Origin of the sequence: Aeromonas sp. FDAARGOS 1417, assembly GCF_019046985.1 — a bacterium.
Lineage (GTDB): Bacteria > Pseudomonadota > Gammaproteobacteria > Enterobacterales > Aeromonadaceae > Aeromonas > Aeromonas veronii.
On sequence record NZ_CP077221.1, the window covers coordinates 2,381,319 to 2,397,625 of the forward strand.

15 protein-coding genes are annotated in these 16,307 nt (G+C 59.3%); 4 read left to right on the forward strand and 11 right to left on the reverse strand.

The window, feature by feature from the left end; genetic code table 11:
• Nucleotides 1–33 precede the first annotated feature (33 nt).
• The gene (gene srmB / locus I6L47_RS10755; protein WP_005343175.1) at nt 34–1,257 is read left to right on the forward strand and encodes an ATP-dependent RNA helicase SrmB; all 1,224 of its coding nucleotides are present in this window, start codon (nt 34–36) and stop codon (nt 1,255–1,257) included.
• Nucleotides 1,258–1,329: 72 nt separating this feature from the next.
• Here the strand turns inward: srmB and I6L47_RS10760 are convergent, their stop codons facing one another.
• Genes I6L47_RS10760 through rnr form a run of 4 tightly spaced genes read right to left on the reverse strand, consistent with a single transcriptional unit; the run spans nt 1,330 to nt 5,556 of the window.
• Nucleotides 1,330–1,785: a GNAT family N-acetyltransferase gene (locus tag I6L47_RS10760; protein ID WP_064341653.1), complete on the reverse strand. Its 456-nt coding sequence runs from the start codon at nt 1,783–1,785 to the stop codon at nt 1,330–1,332.
• 56 nt (nt 1,786–1,841) lie between these two features.
• Complete coding sequence (locus tag I6L47_RS10765) at nt 1,842–2,414, reverse strand: Crp/Fnr family transcriptional regulator (RefSeq protein WP_216947393.1); 573 nt, start codon at nt 2,412–2,414, stop codon at nt 1,842–1,844.
• A 2-nt stretch (nt 2,415–2,416) separates the two neighbouring features.
• On the reverse strand, nt 2,417–3,166 hold the full coding sequence (gene rlmB, locus I6L47_RS10770) for a 23S rRNA (guanosine(2251)-2'-O)-methyltransferase RlmB (RefSeq protein WP_216947394.1): 750 nt from the start codon (nt 3,164–3,166) through the stop codon (nt 2,417–2,419).
• Nucleotides 3,163–5,556, reverse strand: coding sequence for a ribonuclease R (rnr, locus tag I6L47_RS10775; RefSeq protein WP_005354835.1), 2,394 nt, complete (start codon nt 5,554–5,556; stop codon nt 3,163–3,165). Before rnr ends, rlmB begins: the two co-directional genes overlap by 4 nt.
• 134 nt (nt 5,557–5,690) lie before the next feature.
• On the opposite strand from rnr, the gene I6L47_RS10780 reads away from it, so the two are divergent.
• Nucleotides 5,691–6,713: a GGDEF domain-containing protein gene (locus tag I6L47_RS10780; protein WP_019445736.1), complete on the forward strand. Its 1,023-nt coding sequence runs from the start codon at nt 5,691–5,693 to the stop codon at nt 6,711–6,713.
• A gap of 131 nt (nt 6,714–6,844) precedes the next feature.
• Here I6L47_RS10780 and ompA read toward each other — a convergent pair whose 3' ends face one another.
• Nucleotides 6,845–7,879 carry a porin OmpA gene (ompA, locus tag I6L47_RS10785; protein ID WP_216947395.1) on the reverse strand — a complete coding sequence of 345 codons (1,035 nt, stop codon included), beginning with the start codon at nt 7,877–7,879 and terminating at the stop codon, nt 6,845–6,847.
• 265 nt (nt 7,880–8,144) lie between these two features.
• Nucleotides 8,145–9,182, reverse strand: a complete 1,038-nt coding sequence (locus I6L47_RS10790) for an SGNH/GDSL hydrolase family protein (protein ID WP_216947396.1) — start codon at nt 9,180–9,182, stop codon at nt 8,145–8,147.
• Between the two features lie 254 nt (nt 9,183–9,436).
• Here I6L47_RS10790 and I6L47_RS10795 point away from each other — a divergent pair, with 254 nt between their 5' ends.
• Complete coding sequence (locus I6L47_RS10795) at nt 9,437–9,823, forward strand: YgiW/YdeI family stress tolerance OB fold protein (RefSeq protein WP_139461092.1); 387 nt, start codon at nt 9,437–9,439, stop codon at nt 9,821–9,823.
• An 85-nt stretch (nt 9,824–9,908) separates the two neighbouring features.
• Here the strand turns inward: I6L47_RS10795 and mltC are convergent, their stop codons facing one another.
• From mltC to mutY, 3 genes are all read right to left on the reverse strand, one after another.
• On the reverse strand, nt 9,909–11,012 hold the full coding sequence (gene mltC, locus I6L47_RS10800; protein WP_042052484.1) for a membrane-bound lytic murein transglycosylase MltC: 1,104 nt from the start codon (nt 11,010–11,012) through the stop codon (nt 9,909–9,911).
• A 117-nt stretch (nt 11,013–11,129) separates the two neighbouring features.
• Nucleotides 11,130–11,402, reverse strand: a complete 273-nt coding sequence (locus I6L47_RS10805; protein WP_005335828.1) for an oxidative damage protection protein — start codon at nt 11,400–11,402, stop codon at nt 11,130–11,132.
• Between the two features lie 8 nt (nt 11,403–11,410).
• Nucleotides 11,411–12,463 (reverse strand): A/G-specific adenine glycosylase, encoded by a 1,053-nt coding sequence (gene mutY, locus I6L47_RS10810; RefSeq protein WP_216947397.1) that lies wholly within the window; start codon nt 12,461–12,463, stop codon nt 11,411–11,413.
• Between the two features lie 237 nt (nt 12,464–12,700).
• On the opposite strand from mutY, the gene I6L47_RS10815 reads away from it, so the two are divergent.
• Nucleotides 12,701–13,939 (forward strand): multifunctional CCA addition/repair protein, encoded by a 1,239-nt coding sequence (locus I6L47_RS10815; protein WP_216947398.1) that lies wholly within the window; start codon nt 12,701–12,703, stop codon nt 13,937–13,939.
• Between the two features lie 118 nt (nt 13,940–14,057).
• Here I6L47_RS10815 and I6L47_RS10820 read toward each other — a convergent pair whose 3' ends face one another.
• Together I6L47_RS10820 and I6L47_RS10825 are read right to left on the reverse strand one after the other, a co-directional pair.
• Nucleotides 14,058–15,656, reverse strand: a complete 1,599-nt coding sequence (locus tag I6L47_RS10820) for a BCCT family transporter (protein ID WP_216947399.1) — start codon at nt 15,654–15,656, stop codon at nt 14,058–14,060.
• A 9-nt stretch (nt 15,657–15,665) separates the two neighbouring features.
• Entirely contained in the window at nt 15,666–16,193 is a 528-nt protein-coding gene (locus I6L47_RS10825) for a hypothetical protein (protein WP_005335836.1), read from the reverse strand.
• Nucleotides 16,194–16,307: the final 114 nt, after the last annotated feature.

Below are 16,307 nucleotides of genomic sequence, written 5' to 3' on the forward strand. Positions count from 1 at the left end.
AATCTGCCGTTTCCTTAATGACCGAGTATTGCCATGAGCCAGTCCTTTGATGATTTCGACCTGCACCCAGCCCTCAACCGGGCCTTGGCCGAGATGGGATTCACCCGCCCCACCACCATCCAGCAGATGGTGCTGGAGCCAGCCCTGGACGGCCGCGATATTCTGGCATCCGCTCCGACCGGTACCGGTAAGACTGCCTCCTTCCTGCTGCCGGCACTCCAGCACCTGCTGGACTTCCCGCGCCGCAAGCCGGGCCCCTGCCGCATGCTGATCCTGACCCCGACCCGCGAGCTGGCGCTGCAGGTGACTGCCCACGCCAAGGCGCTGGCGGCTCACACCAACCTCAGCATCGAGACCATCATCGGCGGCGTCAGCCATGAAGAGCAGCTGCCTGCCCTGACCAAGACCACCGACATAGTGGTGGCCACCCCGGGCCGTCTGCTCGAGTACATCGAGAAAGAGGAGTTCGAGAGCCACGACATCGAAGTGCTGGTGCTGGATGAAGCGGACCGCATGCTGGACATGGGCTTTATCAAGGATGTGAACCGCATCGTGGCCGAAGCGCGCTACCGCAAGCACACCATGCTCTTCTCCGCCACCCTGGAAGGGGCCGGCCTTGAGAAGTTCGCCAACGAGATCCTCAAGGATCCGGTGGAGCTGCACGCCGAGCCGCCCCGCAGCGAACGTCGCCCCATCACCCAGTGGATCCATCTGGCTGATGACGCCGCCCACAAGCTGGCGCTGCTGACCCATATCCTGAAAGATCCGGAAACCCAGAAAGCCATCATCTTCGTCAAGACTCGCGAGCGTCTGGCGGAGCTCTCCGGCCAGCTGCAGGCTGCAGGTATCTCCTGCGCCTGGATCCGTGGCGAGATGGAGCAGAGCAAGCGTATCGAGTCGATCCGCAAGTTCCACGAAGGGGAAGTGCCCTTCCTGATCGCCACCGACGTCGCCGCCCGCGGCATCGACCTGCCGAACGTCAGCCATGTCATCAACTACGACATGCCCTACGGCGCCGATGTCTACGTCCACCGGATCGGTCGTACCGGCCGAGCTGGCAACCGTGGCTGTGCCATCAGCCTGGTGGAAGCCCACGACATGGCGATGGTCGCCAAGATCGAGCGCTACACCGAGGAGCGCCTCAAGCGCCGGGTGATCGACGAGCTGCGCCCGAAACACAAGGAAGCGCGGGTACCGGTGAAGAAGAAAAAGCCGGTCGACAAGAAGAAGTCCGCCAAGAAGAAAAAGAAGAAGTGATCGCCTGGCGATAAAGAGAAGGGCCATCCCGCGGGATGGCCCTTCTGCATTCTGAATCACTCTGACGAGTGGTTATGCCACCACTCTGCGCATTCCCATATGGGGGATATCGTCTTCGAGATAGCCTTCCCCTTCCGCCACAAAACCGTGCTGGCCATAGAAGCCCTGCAGATGGGCCTGCGCCCCCAACCAGATGCTGTGAGTCGGCCAGCGCGCCTCGCACGCCTTGACCGCCTCGCCGATCAGCTTATGACCAAGACCACCGCCGCGCGCCTTGGGTGAGGTCACCACCCGACCGATGGCGGCGCCGCTCTCATCGCCGATGCCGGGCGCCATAATCCGCGCGTAAGCTGCAAGCTGGTCGCCCTGATAGCCGAGCAGGTGCCAGACCCCATCGCGGCGATCCAGCCCGTCCAGATCCTGAAAGGGGCAGGTCTGCTCCACCACGAACACCTCGGCCCGCAGCGCCAGCAACTCATACAACTCGTCAGTGGTCAGTTCAGACCAGGGTTTCAGGATCCAGTTCATCGGCAACTCCTTATCAGTTCGGCCTGCCAGCATAATCGTGGCGCCAGCGCCCTGCATTAACCTTTGTTAAGTTCTTTCAGCCGCTTGCGAATGCGACTAAGACTGATGGGAGTAATGCCAAGATAAGCGGCGATCTGGTGATCCGGCACTCTGGCATCAAGCGCGGGAAAGCTGTCGAGAAAGTGCTGATAGCGCGCCTGCGGGCTGCCGGTCAGCAGCAACTGCTCCTTCTCCTCCTTGATGCGCAGCTGCACCTCCAGCAGGTGCTGGTACCAGCGCGGCCAGCCGGGCAGCTGGCGCAGGTCGGCCAGACTGAACAGCTGCAGACGGCAAGACTCCAGCGCCTCCACGCTGTAGCGGGCCGGCTCGCCACTGAGCAGGTAGTGGAAGTCGAGAAACTCGTCCCCCTCCCAGTAGAACTCCTTGATGTACTCGCGGCCATCCTCCAGCACCAGCTTGGCCCGCAGCAGCCCCTGCTCCACCCTGACCAGCAGATCCGGGCTGTCGCCGGCGTGCCAGAGGCAGCTTTTCGAGCTGAGGGTCAGCGGGCGGGCAAAAGAGAGGAGGCGCGCGGTCTCCTCTTTATCTGCGACCTGCGCCCAATCGAAGGGGGGTCTGTCAATCAGCATGATCAAGCACGGCGCTGGCGCACGGCTTCAAACAGGCAGACGCCGGTTGCCACCGAGACGTTGAGGCTGGATACCGCCCCTGCCATCGGGATGCTCACCAGCTCGTCGCAATGTTCGCGGGTCAGGCGACGCATGCCTTTACCTTCAGCACCCATCACCAGCGCCATCGGGCCGGTCAGTTTGGCCTGATAGAGGTCGTGATCGGCCTCGCCAGCGGTGCCGACAATCCAGACGCCGCGCTCCTGCAATTCGCGCAGGGTGCGGGCCAGGTTGGTGACCTGAATGAGCGGCACCACTTCGGCCGCGCCACAGGCAACCTTGCGCACGATCGGGGTGAGACCCGTGGCCTTGTCCCGCGGCACGATGACAGCATGAGCCCCGGCAGCATCGGCGCTGCGCAGGCAGGCACCGAGATTGTGCGGATCGGTCACGCCATCCAGCACCAGCAGGAAGGGCTGGTTCTGTTGTGCCGCCAACTCATCCAGCAGGCTGGCCAGATCGTGCTCGGCCAGCTTCGGCGCCTCTTTCACCCGGGCCATGATGCCCTGGTGATTGTTGCCTTCCGCTTTGTCATCAAGGGTCTTGCGGTTCACGCTCTGCACCTTGAGACCGAGGGACTCCAGCTCGGCCAGCAGGGGTTGCAGCCGGTCATCATCCCGCCCTTTCAGCGCCCATACCTCGATGAAACGCTCCGGGGTGCGCTCCAGCAGCGCGGTGACAGCGTGAATGCCGTAGATCAGTTCTGTACTCATTTAGTGCTCTTGGCCTTATCGCGAGCCTTTTTGCTCGGTCGTCTGTTGCTCGGTTTGGCGCGGCCACCCTTGTCGGATTTGCCGTGATCCTTACCCTCTTTACGTTTTTCGTGGCGCTGAGCGCTTTTGGCCTTCTCTTTCTTGATCTCGGCCTGCTTGCGCGCCATCTCTTTGGCGTTCTTGCCGGTGGCCTTGAGCGGCTCTTCCACCATCACGAAGTCGATCTTGCGATCGTCCAGGTTCACGCCCATCACCTTGACCCGCACCTTGTCGCCCAGACGGTAGCGACGGCGGAAGTTCTCGCCAATCAGCTGCATGTGCAGGGGATCAAACTGGTAGTAGTCGTTGGTGAGGGTGCTGACGTGCACCAGACCGTCGATGTGGATCTCCGCCAGACGCACGAAGAAGCCAAAGCCGGTGACGCTGGCGATAACGCCGTCAAACTCGTCACCCACGTGATCCAGCATGTACTCGCACTTGAGCCAGTCGGCCACATCGCGGGTCGCATCGTCGGCACGGCGCTCGGTCATGGAGCAGTGCTCGCCCATCGGGTCCACTTCTTCCAGCTGGTAGTGATAACCACCGCTCGGGGTCCACTTGTGGCGCAGGTTGCCCTGCTGCTCCTTGGCAGTCTGGTACTTGATCGCCCGGTGCAGGATCAGGTCGGGATAACGACGGATTGGCGAGGTGAAGTGCGCGTAGGACTTCAGCGCCAGACCGAAGTGACCGATGTTGTCAGCCTGATAGATGGCCTGACGCATGGAGCGCAGCAGCATGGTGGAGAGCAGCTCCGCATCCGGGCGCCCTTCAAACTTGGCAGCCAGTTCGGCAAAGTCTTTCGGCTCGGGCTCGAGGCCGCCTTTGAGCTCCAGACCCAGTTCGGCCAGGAAATCGCGGAAACCGGTCAGACGCTCTTCGCCCGGACGGTCGTGGACCCGGAACAGGGCAAAGGCTTCGTTCTTCTCGATATAACGGGCTGCGGCGACGTTCGCCTGGATCATGCACTCTTCGATGATCTTGTGGGCATCGTTGCGCACCAGTGGCACGATGCGGTCGATCTTGCGCTGGGCGTTGAAGATAAAGCGGGTCTCCTCGCTCTCGAACTCCACCGCACCGCGCTGGTGACGGGCATGCTTGAGCGCCTTGTAGAGGTTGTTGAGCTCCTCAATATGGCCCACCAGCGGATCATACTGCTGACGCAGCTTGGGATCGCCATCGAGGATCGCGGCAACCTTGGTGTAGGTCAGACGGGCGTGAGAGTTCATTACCGCTTCGTAGAACTTGTAGCCGGACATGCGACCAGCGGCGGAGATGGTCATCTCGCACACCATGCAGAGGCGGTCTACTTGCGGGTTCAGGGAACACAAGCCGTTGGAGAGCACCTCCGGCAGCATGGGCACCACGAACTCGGGGAAGTAGACGGAGTTGCCGCGCTGATAGGCTTCGGCATCCAGCGCCGTGCCGGGCTTCACGTAAGCGGAGACGTCAGCAATGGCAACCCACAGGCGCCAGCCGCCACCACGCTTGGCTTCACAGAAGACGGCGTCATCGAAGTCACGGGCATCTTCCCCGTCGATGGTCACCAGCGGCAGAGCGCGCAGGTCGATGCGGCCCTCTTTGGCTTTCTCGGGCACCTGCTCGCCGAGACCGGCAACCTCTTTGGTCACCTCTTCCGGCCAAGTGTGCGGAATGCCGTGGGTACGCAGGGCAATTTCGATCTCCATGCCCGGCGCCATGTTCTCGCCCAGCACTTCCAGTACGGTGCCGACGGCATTAATGCGGGAGGTGGCGCGCTGATTGATGCGCACAACCACGACCTGGCTCTGGCGAGCCCCTTTGTTTTCCCCTTCCGGGATGATGATGTCCTGGCCGATACGGCTGTCATCCGGCACCACGAAACCAACGCCATTCTCGACGAAGTAACGGCCGACAATGTCTGCCTCACGGGACTTGAGCAGGCGCACCAGACGCGCTTCCTGACGACCCTTGCGGTCAATCTCGGTCGGCTGCACCAGCACGTAATCGCCATGCATCAGGCGTTGCATCTCTCGGTTGTTCAGATACAGATCCGGACCACCACCTTCCGGACGCAGAAAACCGAAGCCATCCTTGTGGCCGATTACATAACCTTTGACCAGATTCAGGCGATCCGGCAGGGCATAACATTGGTTGCGAGTGAATACCAGTTGTCCATCACGCTCCATGGCGCGCAGACGACGACGCAAGGCTTCCAACGGCTCTTCATCTTTCAGCTTGAGGACCTTGGCCAACTCTTCACGGGACATGGGCTTTTCATGGCCCTTGATGAGTTCCAGGATCAACTCGCGACTGGCGATGGGGTTATCGTATTTTTCGGCCTCGCGTTCGAGGAAAGGATCTTTTTGAGACATAAGCAGGCCTTAGGGTAGGTGGTAACGGTGCCATTATATCGGAGGGGGGGGCGAATGGCATCCATCGGCTGCCTTTTGGCCAATCTCTCTGTCATACTATCTTCAGTTCGCTGGCATGATGAGACACAGAACTCATGAGTAAGGACACATTTGCCCAATCCGCCGCCTATCTCAAACAAGCGGTCCCTTTGATGATCAAGTACCAGATCCCCACGACGCCGGACAATTACCACCTGTGGTACAACTATGTCTCGGCCAGCATGCCCGAGCTCAACCAGGCGATCGATCAGGCTGTCAAAATGCAGGGAACCTGCTCGCTCACCACCTGCGAGCGCCTCTATCACCAGTATCTGGCCGCTCAGGACGAGAAGCAGATGGAGGCGATGAAACTGAGCCTTGCCGCCATGGCCAACGAGCTCGGCCACTCCATGCAGGACGCCATCTCCGATACCGGCATGTTTCAAGAGATGCTCGACAAGAGTTTTGACAAGCTCAGCCGCATTGATGACGAGGGCTTCAGCTTGGAAGACACCATGGGGATCCTGCGGGAGCTGGTGCGCGAATCGCGGGATGTGCGCATGTCCACCATGCACTTTCGCAACCAGCTCAGCAATGCGGAGAAAGAGATCAAGGAGCTGCGGGCGGCGCTCAACGAGACGCGCAAGCTGGCCAACGAGGATGCCCTCACCAACCTGCTCAACCGCCGCGCCTTCGATCTGGAGCTGGAGGGGTTGATCCGCAGCCAGCACCCCTTCTCGCTGATCCTTGCTGATATCGATCGCTTCAAGAACTTCAACGACGAATATGGGCACCTGCTCGGCGATCAGGTGCTACGCGCCTTCAGCAAACGGCTGCGCGATGCCTGCAAGGAGGGGGTCACCGCCTATCGGCTGGGTGGGGAGGAGTTCGCCATGCTGGTCCCCCATCGCTCGCTGGCGCTGGCCAGACAGATGGCGGAGAGCATGCGCCGCGCCATCGAGCGGATGTCGATTCTGGATCGCAAATCGGGCCGCCGCATCGACCACATCACAGCCTCGTTTGGCGTGGGCGAGTTCAACGGTCAGGAGAGCGCAGACTGTCTGGTCGAACGTACCGACAAGCTGCTCTACAAGGCCAAGGAGCTGGGACGCAACCGGGTGATGCCGCTCCCTTCCTGATTTAGTCCCCTGCCCGACCGCAATGCCAATGTAAAAAGCCAGTCAGATCAACTGACTGGCTTTTTGGTCTCTCTTGCTCCGACAGGGGCTGTTCATTCCAGCCCCAGTGGAACTCTGCTCAGTGTGAAGGATTACTCCTGCACCTCGCTGACACCTTCGACTTTCACATCAACACGGCGATCCGGAGCCAGGCAGACGATCAGCTCACGCTTGGACTTGCTGACGCAGCTGTCGCCGGTAACCGGTGAGGATTTACCACGCCCTTCCACATTGATCTTGGCGGCCGGAATCCCTTTACCAACCAGATAGTTGGCAACGGTCTGGGCACGCTGCTCGGAGAGTTTCTGGTTGTAGGCATCGGAACCGATACGGTCGGTGTGACCAATTACGGTTGCCACGCCATCTTTGGGTCGTGCTTCTTCAATCTGGCTATAGAGGCTATCCAGTGCCTGACTGGCCTCTGGCTTGAGGGTCGCCTTGTTGAAGTCAAACAGCACATCGGAGCTCAGGGTAAACTGCTTCTCAACCATTACAGGTGCAGGAGCAGGTTCCGGAGCCGGGGCGGGCGCTACAGGGGCAACCTGACCAAAGCGATAGACTGCGCCCACAGAGAGCAGGCCATTGTCCATACGCAACCCGGTATTGTCTCGACTGCCGTAGGGGGTAGTGTATTGATATTCAAGACGGGCAGCCCAGTCACGATTGAACGCATACTCGGCACCCAGCGCGCTGACAAAGTTGAACCGGCCATCACCCCCTTTCAGGTCACTGTTAGCGGCCGCATAACCACCGCCGATACGTCCATACAGGTCGAGGCTATCAGTTACAGGGAAGCCCAGCTTCAATGATAAATGAATAAGTTGGGCCTGAACTTCATCTTGAAACGCTGCACCCGTGGCTGAACGGGCATCATATTTGTACTTACCCAGATAATCGTAGCCATATTCGATGCCCAGGTTCTTGTTAAGCTGATAGCCGGCAAATACACCAGCACCAAGAGCATCATTGGTCTCATTGCCGAGGGTAAAGCTGTTGCTTTCATCAATGCCGTAGAAGTTGGACCAACCCAGTTTGGCACCGCTATACCAGGTGTTGTCTTGACCGGCAGCCTGGGCATTGGCCGCCAGCAAGCCGGTAACCAGCAAGGTAATCAATGATTTTTTCATGTTTGAGCCTCTGCAACTTTATGTAGGAGGAGGTTGATTGATATCACCTCGTCTTATAGGTGCAACCACCCAAAAGCGATCGCAGCATATCAACGTTAGCCTATTTTCAAGTCACTGATATCAATTAACAAAAAACACTCTAACGCAACCACGTTACAAAAACAGCAACAAACGTTTGTTATTTGAACTGAGTGTGACGCAAAAAGACGCACAAATGAGGGCAGATAGGAGAAAAAGGCCAGCAACATGCGGGCCCGAAGCGATATCAGTGACGAACAAACTCGTAGTGCTGATCGATAAAGTCAGCAACACGCTGGCTCAGTACCTTGTGCACCGTCCTGGTCGGATGCACCTGATCCCAGAACATATGCTCATCGCAGTTAAGAGTTGCGGCTAGCCCTTTTGCTTGCCCGCTCACCACCGCCTGCGCCAGGATCGGGTTACCGGCAATAGCCACTCTTTCGGAGACACTCAAAGCCGGGGTCGCAGCCACCTCGGCAGCGCTGCCGGAGAACGGCTTCCACGTATAGCCGCCACCGTAGCAGGCGTGTTCTGTGTCACTCAGACCAAACTGCTGGGGATCGCGCATCATCTCGTCAAACTGCTTGTCCACTTCGAACAGCTTCACGATGCCGAGGGGAGCCAGCTCGCGAGTGAGGTTCTGCAACTTCTGGTTGTGGTAACTGGCCACATTGCGCACCTTCTCCACCACCTTCATGCTGCGGGCTGACGGGGTCTGCCCCAGATCAGGAATGTTGAACAGCAGGATCTGCTGCGCGCCGTTGAGCACCAACCGGTTGGATGCCAGCCGGATGGTATCGATCACCCGATCCGCATCCCGCTCGGTGTTCCAGCCATAGGCCAGATAGTCGTTGGCACCGACCCAGATCACCACCAGATCATCGGGACGGAACTTGTCCTTTTTCAGGAACTGATCGATCTCGTAATCGAGGTTGTTGATCACCTGATATTTGGGATCCCAGGACCAGAAACCGAGCCAGCCGTTCAAGGCACCCAGATGGTTATAGGCCACCGCGGTTGCACCGCCTTCCGCCTCGTTGGCCACGACCAGACCGGGAAAACGCTCGTCACCCAACTGCTCCAGCCACACCGGGCCGTTGCTGAAACGCCCGTTGAAGTAGGGTGGGCTGGAGGGGAGATACCCCCGCATCTTCTTGTACATCTTGCCGGTGTCGGAGAGGCTGTCACCAAACATCACGACCCGGGAAAAAGGTTGGCGTCCCTCTGCCGCTTGCGCGGTCAATGCCATTAACCCCAATAAACAAACAAGCCATTTTTTCATATTGTTATGCTCTTCGATTAAGCAGGTGAGACCTGCGGACTTCTCCTCGAGTGGCGACAGGCATGGGAAGAGTCTGCTGCCACTGACTTCTGGTGAAGGCGACAGATTACTGTTCCAGATGAAATCACACATGTTCCGCCACCGATGAAATCGCTTGCGCTCACAAAACAGACAATCACACCAGCCTATTTCTTTCACGCTTGTTTCACGCCCCCCCCGGCACAATGCCCCCATACCAACGACAGGAGTATGAAATGAACAAGGCAAGCGCAAGCGTAATCGGACTGTTGACCCTGATGTCTGTCTCCTCTTTTGCCATGGCGGCCTATACCGGCCCGCAAGAGCAGAACAAGGTTTCCGTTACTCAACTGAAAGATCTGGCCGATGACAGCTGGGCCACTCTGGAAGGGAAACTGGTCAAGCACCTGGGCGGCGAGAACTATCTGTTCCGCGATGCCAGCGGTGAAGTGGAGGTCGAAGTGGATCAGGATGTGTGGCGTGGCACCGAAGTGGGCCCGGATGATCAGATCCGCATCCGTGGTGAAGTGGACCACAGCTGGAACAAAACCGAAGTGGAAGTGAAAACCCTGGAGAAAGTGGGCGCGGCCCCGCAGACCAAGGGCGGCTTTATCGCCAAATAAGGCCACTTCAACGACGAACTGGCCAGACGTTAAAAGGGCGCTTGATATCAAGCGCCCTTTTACATGGTTAACCCAGCGTCACCGCTTAACCGGCCCGACTGGCAAAGGCTCTCTTGAACCCCTTCTCGGCCTGATTGACCTTGTAGAGGTAACGGCGCGCCTCCTCTTTGGGATGCTGCTCGGTCAACACCTGATAGACCGCCTCGGGGGAGAGCCGGTTGATCCGGCCCGGCGCCGCCTTGCGATCGCTGGAGAAGGTATTGAGCACCCCGCCAGCGCCACCGTTATAGGCGGAGATCACCGCATAGCGACGGGAGCGCGGGTCCTCGATATCCGCCAGATAGACGGTCTGCAACAGGTGCAGATAGGCGGTACCAACATCGATGTTGTAGGCCGGGTTGAACAGCTCCTCCCGGGTCGGCTGGCCGTTCTTGCCCTTGACCCGAACATAGACGTCACGACCGGCGGTAGCCGGGATCACCTGCATCAGGCCATAAGCGTTGGCATGGCTCACCGCATAGGGGTTGAAGCTGCTCTCGGTCTTGATCACCGCATAGATCAGGCTCTCCGGCACGCCGTATTTGCGCGACGCTTCCCGAATGATCCCCGCATACTTGTAGCCCCGTCGATCTTCATGGTTGGCCACCATGGGAATATCGACGAAGAAGATGGTGCGAATACCCAGAGTGCGCTTCTTCATCGCAGTGTTGAGCAGGTAATCGGCATAACGCTCGGCGCGCCAGGAGGCTCGGATTGGCTGGCGCTGGTTGTCCAGCACCTGACCATAGAGGAAAGGCTCGCCGCCGGTCAGAATTTCCCGATCGGAGTAAAGATCCACTTCGGCCGGATCGTCCGGCGTCAGCAGGGTCTCGATAATGGCGCGGCGCAGGTGAGCACGGGGATCGATGCCCGAGACCGTCTCCACCATGATGTGGCCGCTGGAGAAGTCGATGTGGGCCCGGCTCTTGTACTGATCCGTGTATTTTACGTAGTCAAACTTGCCCGCAAACAGCGCCTCCCGCCCCCATATCTCGTTCACGTTATGGGAGAGCGCGCTGATCATGTGTTCAAAACCGCGGATGTCCTTGCCGTTGACCAGATCGTCATCCTCACTCCCGCTGGGCTTGGGGGAGGATGAGCAGGCAGAGAGAAACAGCAAGGTGCACAGCAGCCAAAAAATTCGGCCCATAGGATCCTCAAACCGGGCAGCAGAGCTGCCCATCATTCATTTGCTGCGACTTCAGGAGCGGTCACGCCAGTGTGGCGCCATTACCGCACCTGTTCACACGTACAACAGCCGGAGAGCTTACTGGGCAGGCGGGGTGTAACCTTCGATCTGCACTTCACCTGCATCAAACAGGTAGCTGACCATCTCTTTTTCCAGCAGTTGGCGATGCTCAAGATTCATCATGTTGAGCTTTTTCTCGTTGATCAGCATCACCTGCTTCTTCTGCCACTCGGCCCAGGCTTCCTTGCTGATGTTGTCAAAAATCCGCTTGCCGAGCTCACCGGGATAGAGTTGGAAATCCAGACCTGGGCCCTCTTTTTTCAGGCGTTGGCAAAATACAGTACGGCTCATGTTGACCTCTATGGTTGTAACTCTGGATAGGCGAGGAGACGGGCCGTGGCGGCCGCCAGCCCCACCTCGGCAGGATGGCGTAAGTTATACCAGAGTCGGTTATCTGCTTCCATGAGCCGCAGCGGCTGCGCCTCATCAATGTCAATCAGCAGCGGCTGAATATCGAGATGGAAGTGGCTGAAGGTATGGCGAAAACCGGCCAGTTCCCGATAGCCGTGATGGCTCAGGCCGAGGGATGCCAGCAGACCATCCACCTCCGCCAGCGAAGCCACCTGCGGGAAGCAGTAGAGCCCGCCCCAGATCCCCTGTGGCGGCCGCTTCTCCAGCAGCAGCTCATCGCCGTGACGGATCAGCAGCATGACGCCATCGCGGGCCGGAATGCTCTTCTTGGGCTTGCTGTTGGGATAAGCGGTAGGCTTTCCTTGCGACAGCCCCTGGCAATCGGCCCGCACCGGGCAGCGATCACAGGCAGGCTTGCTGCGGGTGCAGATAGTGGCCCCGATATCCATCATCGCCTGATTGTATTGCGCCACGCCCAGTTTGGGAGTGAGCCGGATGGCGATCTCCCACAGCTCGTTCTCCACCTGTTTTTGGCCGGGCCAGCCCGGCAGCGCCAGCCAGCGGGTGAGTACCCGCTTCACGTTGCCATCAAGGATGGCGTGGGGCTGACCAAGAGAGAGCGACAGCACTGCCCCGGCGGTAGAACGGCCAATGCCCGGCAGCGCCATCACCTCGCCAAAGCGCTCGGGAAAGAGGCCGTGGTGGTGATCGCGGATCTGCTGAGCCGCCTTGTGCAGGTTGCGGGCCCGGGCGTAGTAGCCCAGCCCGGTCCAGTGGTGCAGCACCTCGTCGACAGGGGCATCGGCCAGCGCCACCACATCGGGGAAGCGCGCCATAAAACGCTGGTAATAGGGGATGACTGTGGCGACCTGGGTCTGCTGCAGCATGATCTCCGAGACCCAGACCCGGTAAGGGGTCTTCTCCTGCTGCCAGGGCAGGGTTTTGCGGCCATGAAGCTCGTACCACTCCAGAACCCGGCTTGCGAAGGTTGATTGATTCACGTTGTTCTCATGTCGTTGATATATGGGGAACTCTGCGGTTCCTTCGGCTCATCTGGCCTGCGCGGGCATAAAGTCATCCCGCAGCACAGCGCCAGCTGTCTGGTGCGGCAGCGTAAGGCCTCGTCACGCCCAAGTCAAAGCCGCGCTGACTGGCGCTGCGGGCAGGTGGTGGTCAAGCAGCAAAGCGGTAACAAAGACGATATACTCGGCCCCACGATTGATGACGGGAGAGACGGTTTGCAGACTTATCTGGTTGGGGGTGCAGTGCGGGATCGCCTGCTGGGATTGCCGCAGGGCGACAGGGATCATCTGGTGGTCGGCGCCACCGTGGAGCAGATGCTGGCGCTGGGTTTTACCCAGGTCGGTCGCGACTTTCCCGTGTTTCTTCACCCCAAAACCCAGCAGGAGTATGCCCTCGCCCGTACCGAGCGCAAACAGGGTCAGGGCTACACCGGCTTTGTCTGCCACGCAGCCCCCGATGTGACGCTCGAGCAGGATCTGCTGCGCCGGGATCTCACCATCAACGCCATCGCCGAGGATGATCAGGGCCAGCTCCATGATCCCTACGGTGGCATTGAGGATTTGGAAAAACGGCTGCTGCGCCACGTTTCCCCTGCCTTTGCCGAAGATCCGTTGCGCATCCTGCGGGTTGCCCGCTTCGCCGCCCGCTTCCACGCTCAGGGCTTTACCATAGCGCCGGAAACCCTCGCCCTGATGAGCGAGATGACGGCCGCTGGCGAGCTGGCCCACCTCACGCCGGAGCGGGTCTGGAAGGAGCTGGAAAAAGTGCTGCTGGGGCCGACCCCGCAGATCTTTATCGAGGTGCTGCGCCAGTGCGGCGCCCTCAAGGCACTCTTCCCCGAAATCGATGCGCTGTTTGGCGTCCCCGCCCCGGCCAAGTGGCACCCGGAGATCGACACCGGCATCCACACCCTGATGGTGCTGGAGCAGGCGTGCCGGATCTCCCCGGAATTGACCGTCCGCTTTGCAGCCCTCTGCCACGACCTTGGCAAGGGAGTGACCCCCCAGGAGTTCTGGCCAAGCCATCACGGTCACGGCCAGAAGGGGCTGCCGCTTATTCGCGCCCTGTGCGAGCGACTCCGGGTACCCAACGAGTGCCGGGATCTGGCGCTGCTGGTGAGCGATCTGCACACCCACATCCATATCGCCTTTGAGCTCAAGCCCGCCACCCTGCTCAAGGTGTTCGACAAGGCGGATGCCTGGCGCCGCCCCGAGCGCTTTGCCCAGCTGCTGAATGCCTGCCGCGCCGACTTCCACGGCCGCACCGGTTTCGAGGAGCGGGTCTACGCCGAGCCGGACTATGTGGCCGAAGCGCTGGCTGCCGCCCAGGCGGTGCCGGTGAAAGAGATAGTGGCGGCCGGTTACAAGGGAGAAGAGATCAAGGAGCAGCTCGCCAAAAAGCGGACCGATGCCATTAGCCGCATCAAGGATGAGTGGACCTTTATCGAGGAGTAACCTCGGCCCCATAACAGACGGCCGCCCTGATGATGAGCTCCGCAAGGAGAGCATCGCCAGGGCGGCCGTTTTGCATCCAGATTGATATGTGAGGGGGCGCTAACCCCTGCTGGTGCCGTTATGCCGGACCAATTCGCTCCATCAGGCTCATATGGGATGAACCATCGTGGCGCTTGAGGTTCTGACGATACTCGAACTGGCGCTGGCTCTCCTGCTTGAGCCCCAGCATCAGCGAATAGCACATCGCCAACATGATCACCGAGAAGGGTAGCGCGGCTATGATGCTGGCCGCCTGCAAGGCTGCCAGACCGCCGGAGACCAGCAGGATGGCCGCAACCAGCCCCTGCCCCAGACCCCATACGGCGCGGTGCAGTACCGGCGGCTCCTGATCACCGATGGAGAGCAGGGTGGTGATGACCAGCGTGCCCGAGTCACTGGAGGTGATGAAGTAGGTGCAGATGAGCAGGGTCAACACGGCCTTGGCGATCCAGCCGAAGGTATCCCAATGCAGCAGCTCGACCGTCTTGTAGAGCGCCAGCGTCACATCCTGATTGACCGCAGCGACCACGCCGCCACCACCAAACAGCTCCAGATTCATCGCCGTACCGCCAAACACGGTGAGCCAGAACATGCCGAGCAGCGAGGGCACCAGCAGCACACCGAGCACAAACTCGCGGATAGTACGCCCCTTGGAGATGCGGGCGATAAACATGCCGACAAACGGCGCCCAGGCAATCCACCAGCCCCAGTAAAACGCCGTCCAGCTCGACTGCCAGGCCGAAGTGCCGTTGGCCTCGGTGTTGGTCCAGAAGCTCAGTTTGACGATGTTCTGCAGGTAATCACCGATATTCTGCACATAGGCGTTGAGGATATAGGTGGTCGGCCCCAACACCAGAAAGAGTGCGAGAACGAAGATGCTCAGCCAGATATTGAGCTCGGAGAGGATCTTCACCCCGCGCCCGACCCCGGAGACCGCCGAGAGGGTGGCGATCAGACTGATACCGCCAATCAGCCAGAGCTGGTTGGACTGCGACACCGCCATACCAAACATCTGGTTGAGGCCGGTATTCATCTGGGAGACCCCCAGACCAAGGGAGGTCGCCACCCCGAAGACAGTGCCGAACACGGCCAGCACATCGGCCGCATGGCCCCAGAAACCGTAAATCCGCTCACCGAGGATAGGGTAAAGCACGGAGCGAATAGCCAGCGGCAACTTGCGACGATAACTGAAAAAGGCAAGTGACAGGCCGACGATCACATAGATGGCCCAAGGGTGCAGGCCCCAATGGAAAAAGGTGAGGCGCATGGCGATCTGGGCCGCTTCCGGGGTCATCCCTTCGGTAATGAATGGATTGCCCTGCAGATGGTTCATCGGCTCGGCGATGCTCCAGAACACCAGACCGATCCCCATGCCCGCGCTAAAGAGCATGGAGAACCAGGCAAAGTAGCCGAACTCCGGTACCTGGTCGTCGTCACCCAGCCGGATGCTGCCAAAACGGCTGAACATCAGGTAGACAGCGAAGAACAGGAACAGGGCGACCACCAGAATATAGTACCACTTGAACCCGGCAATAATCTGATCCTTGGCACCGACAAACCAGGCGGCCGCGGTATCGGGAACAAATACGCCAAACAGCAAAAACAGGGTGATCACGGTGAGGGCCGTCATGGCCATAGTCGGGTTGAGGCCTTTCAATAGCCCTTTGCTTGCTCGCATCCAGCCTCCTTAGTCGTTGTTGAAAAAGTCTTCGCCCACATGATCACCGGCCCCGCCGATGGCGCGATAGACCAGTTTGCCAGCCGCCTGTTCGCGGTGATCCACCAGCGAAACCGAGGGCTGGCCATTCACGGCGTGACGCTTGCCAAGGAAGATGGCCATGGGGACGCCCAGATTGGAGATACCGCTGGTGATCCAGAGGCGGTTGAAGTCGTAAGAGCCACCGATGAACTCCAGCTGAGCCAGACCGGTATCGAGGCCGGTCAGATAGAAGTTCATGGCACTTTCGTCAGGAAAGAGGTGCACCAGCACATAGGCGTAGCGCAATTCATTCACCAACTCCTTTAGGTTGAAAGTACCTGTCTCACTGCAAGAGAGGGGTAACTCACCATCATAGTGGTGTACCTTGAGGTTGTTGGGGTCTTCATCATAGGCAGGCTGATAGCGCACAAAAGCCGAGGTATCCGGCAGTTCATAGCGCACTCTGACCACACGTAACTCGGCCACCAGAGACTTGATATCCAGCTCGTCATTCATCATTTTGCTCCTCAAATGTCAGGGTGAATTCCGTGAAATGCCCGTCAACCTAACACAAAATTAATTAGAGCAGAAATCATTACAACAAAAACCATATTGACCTTGTGACGAATT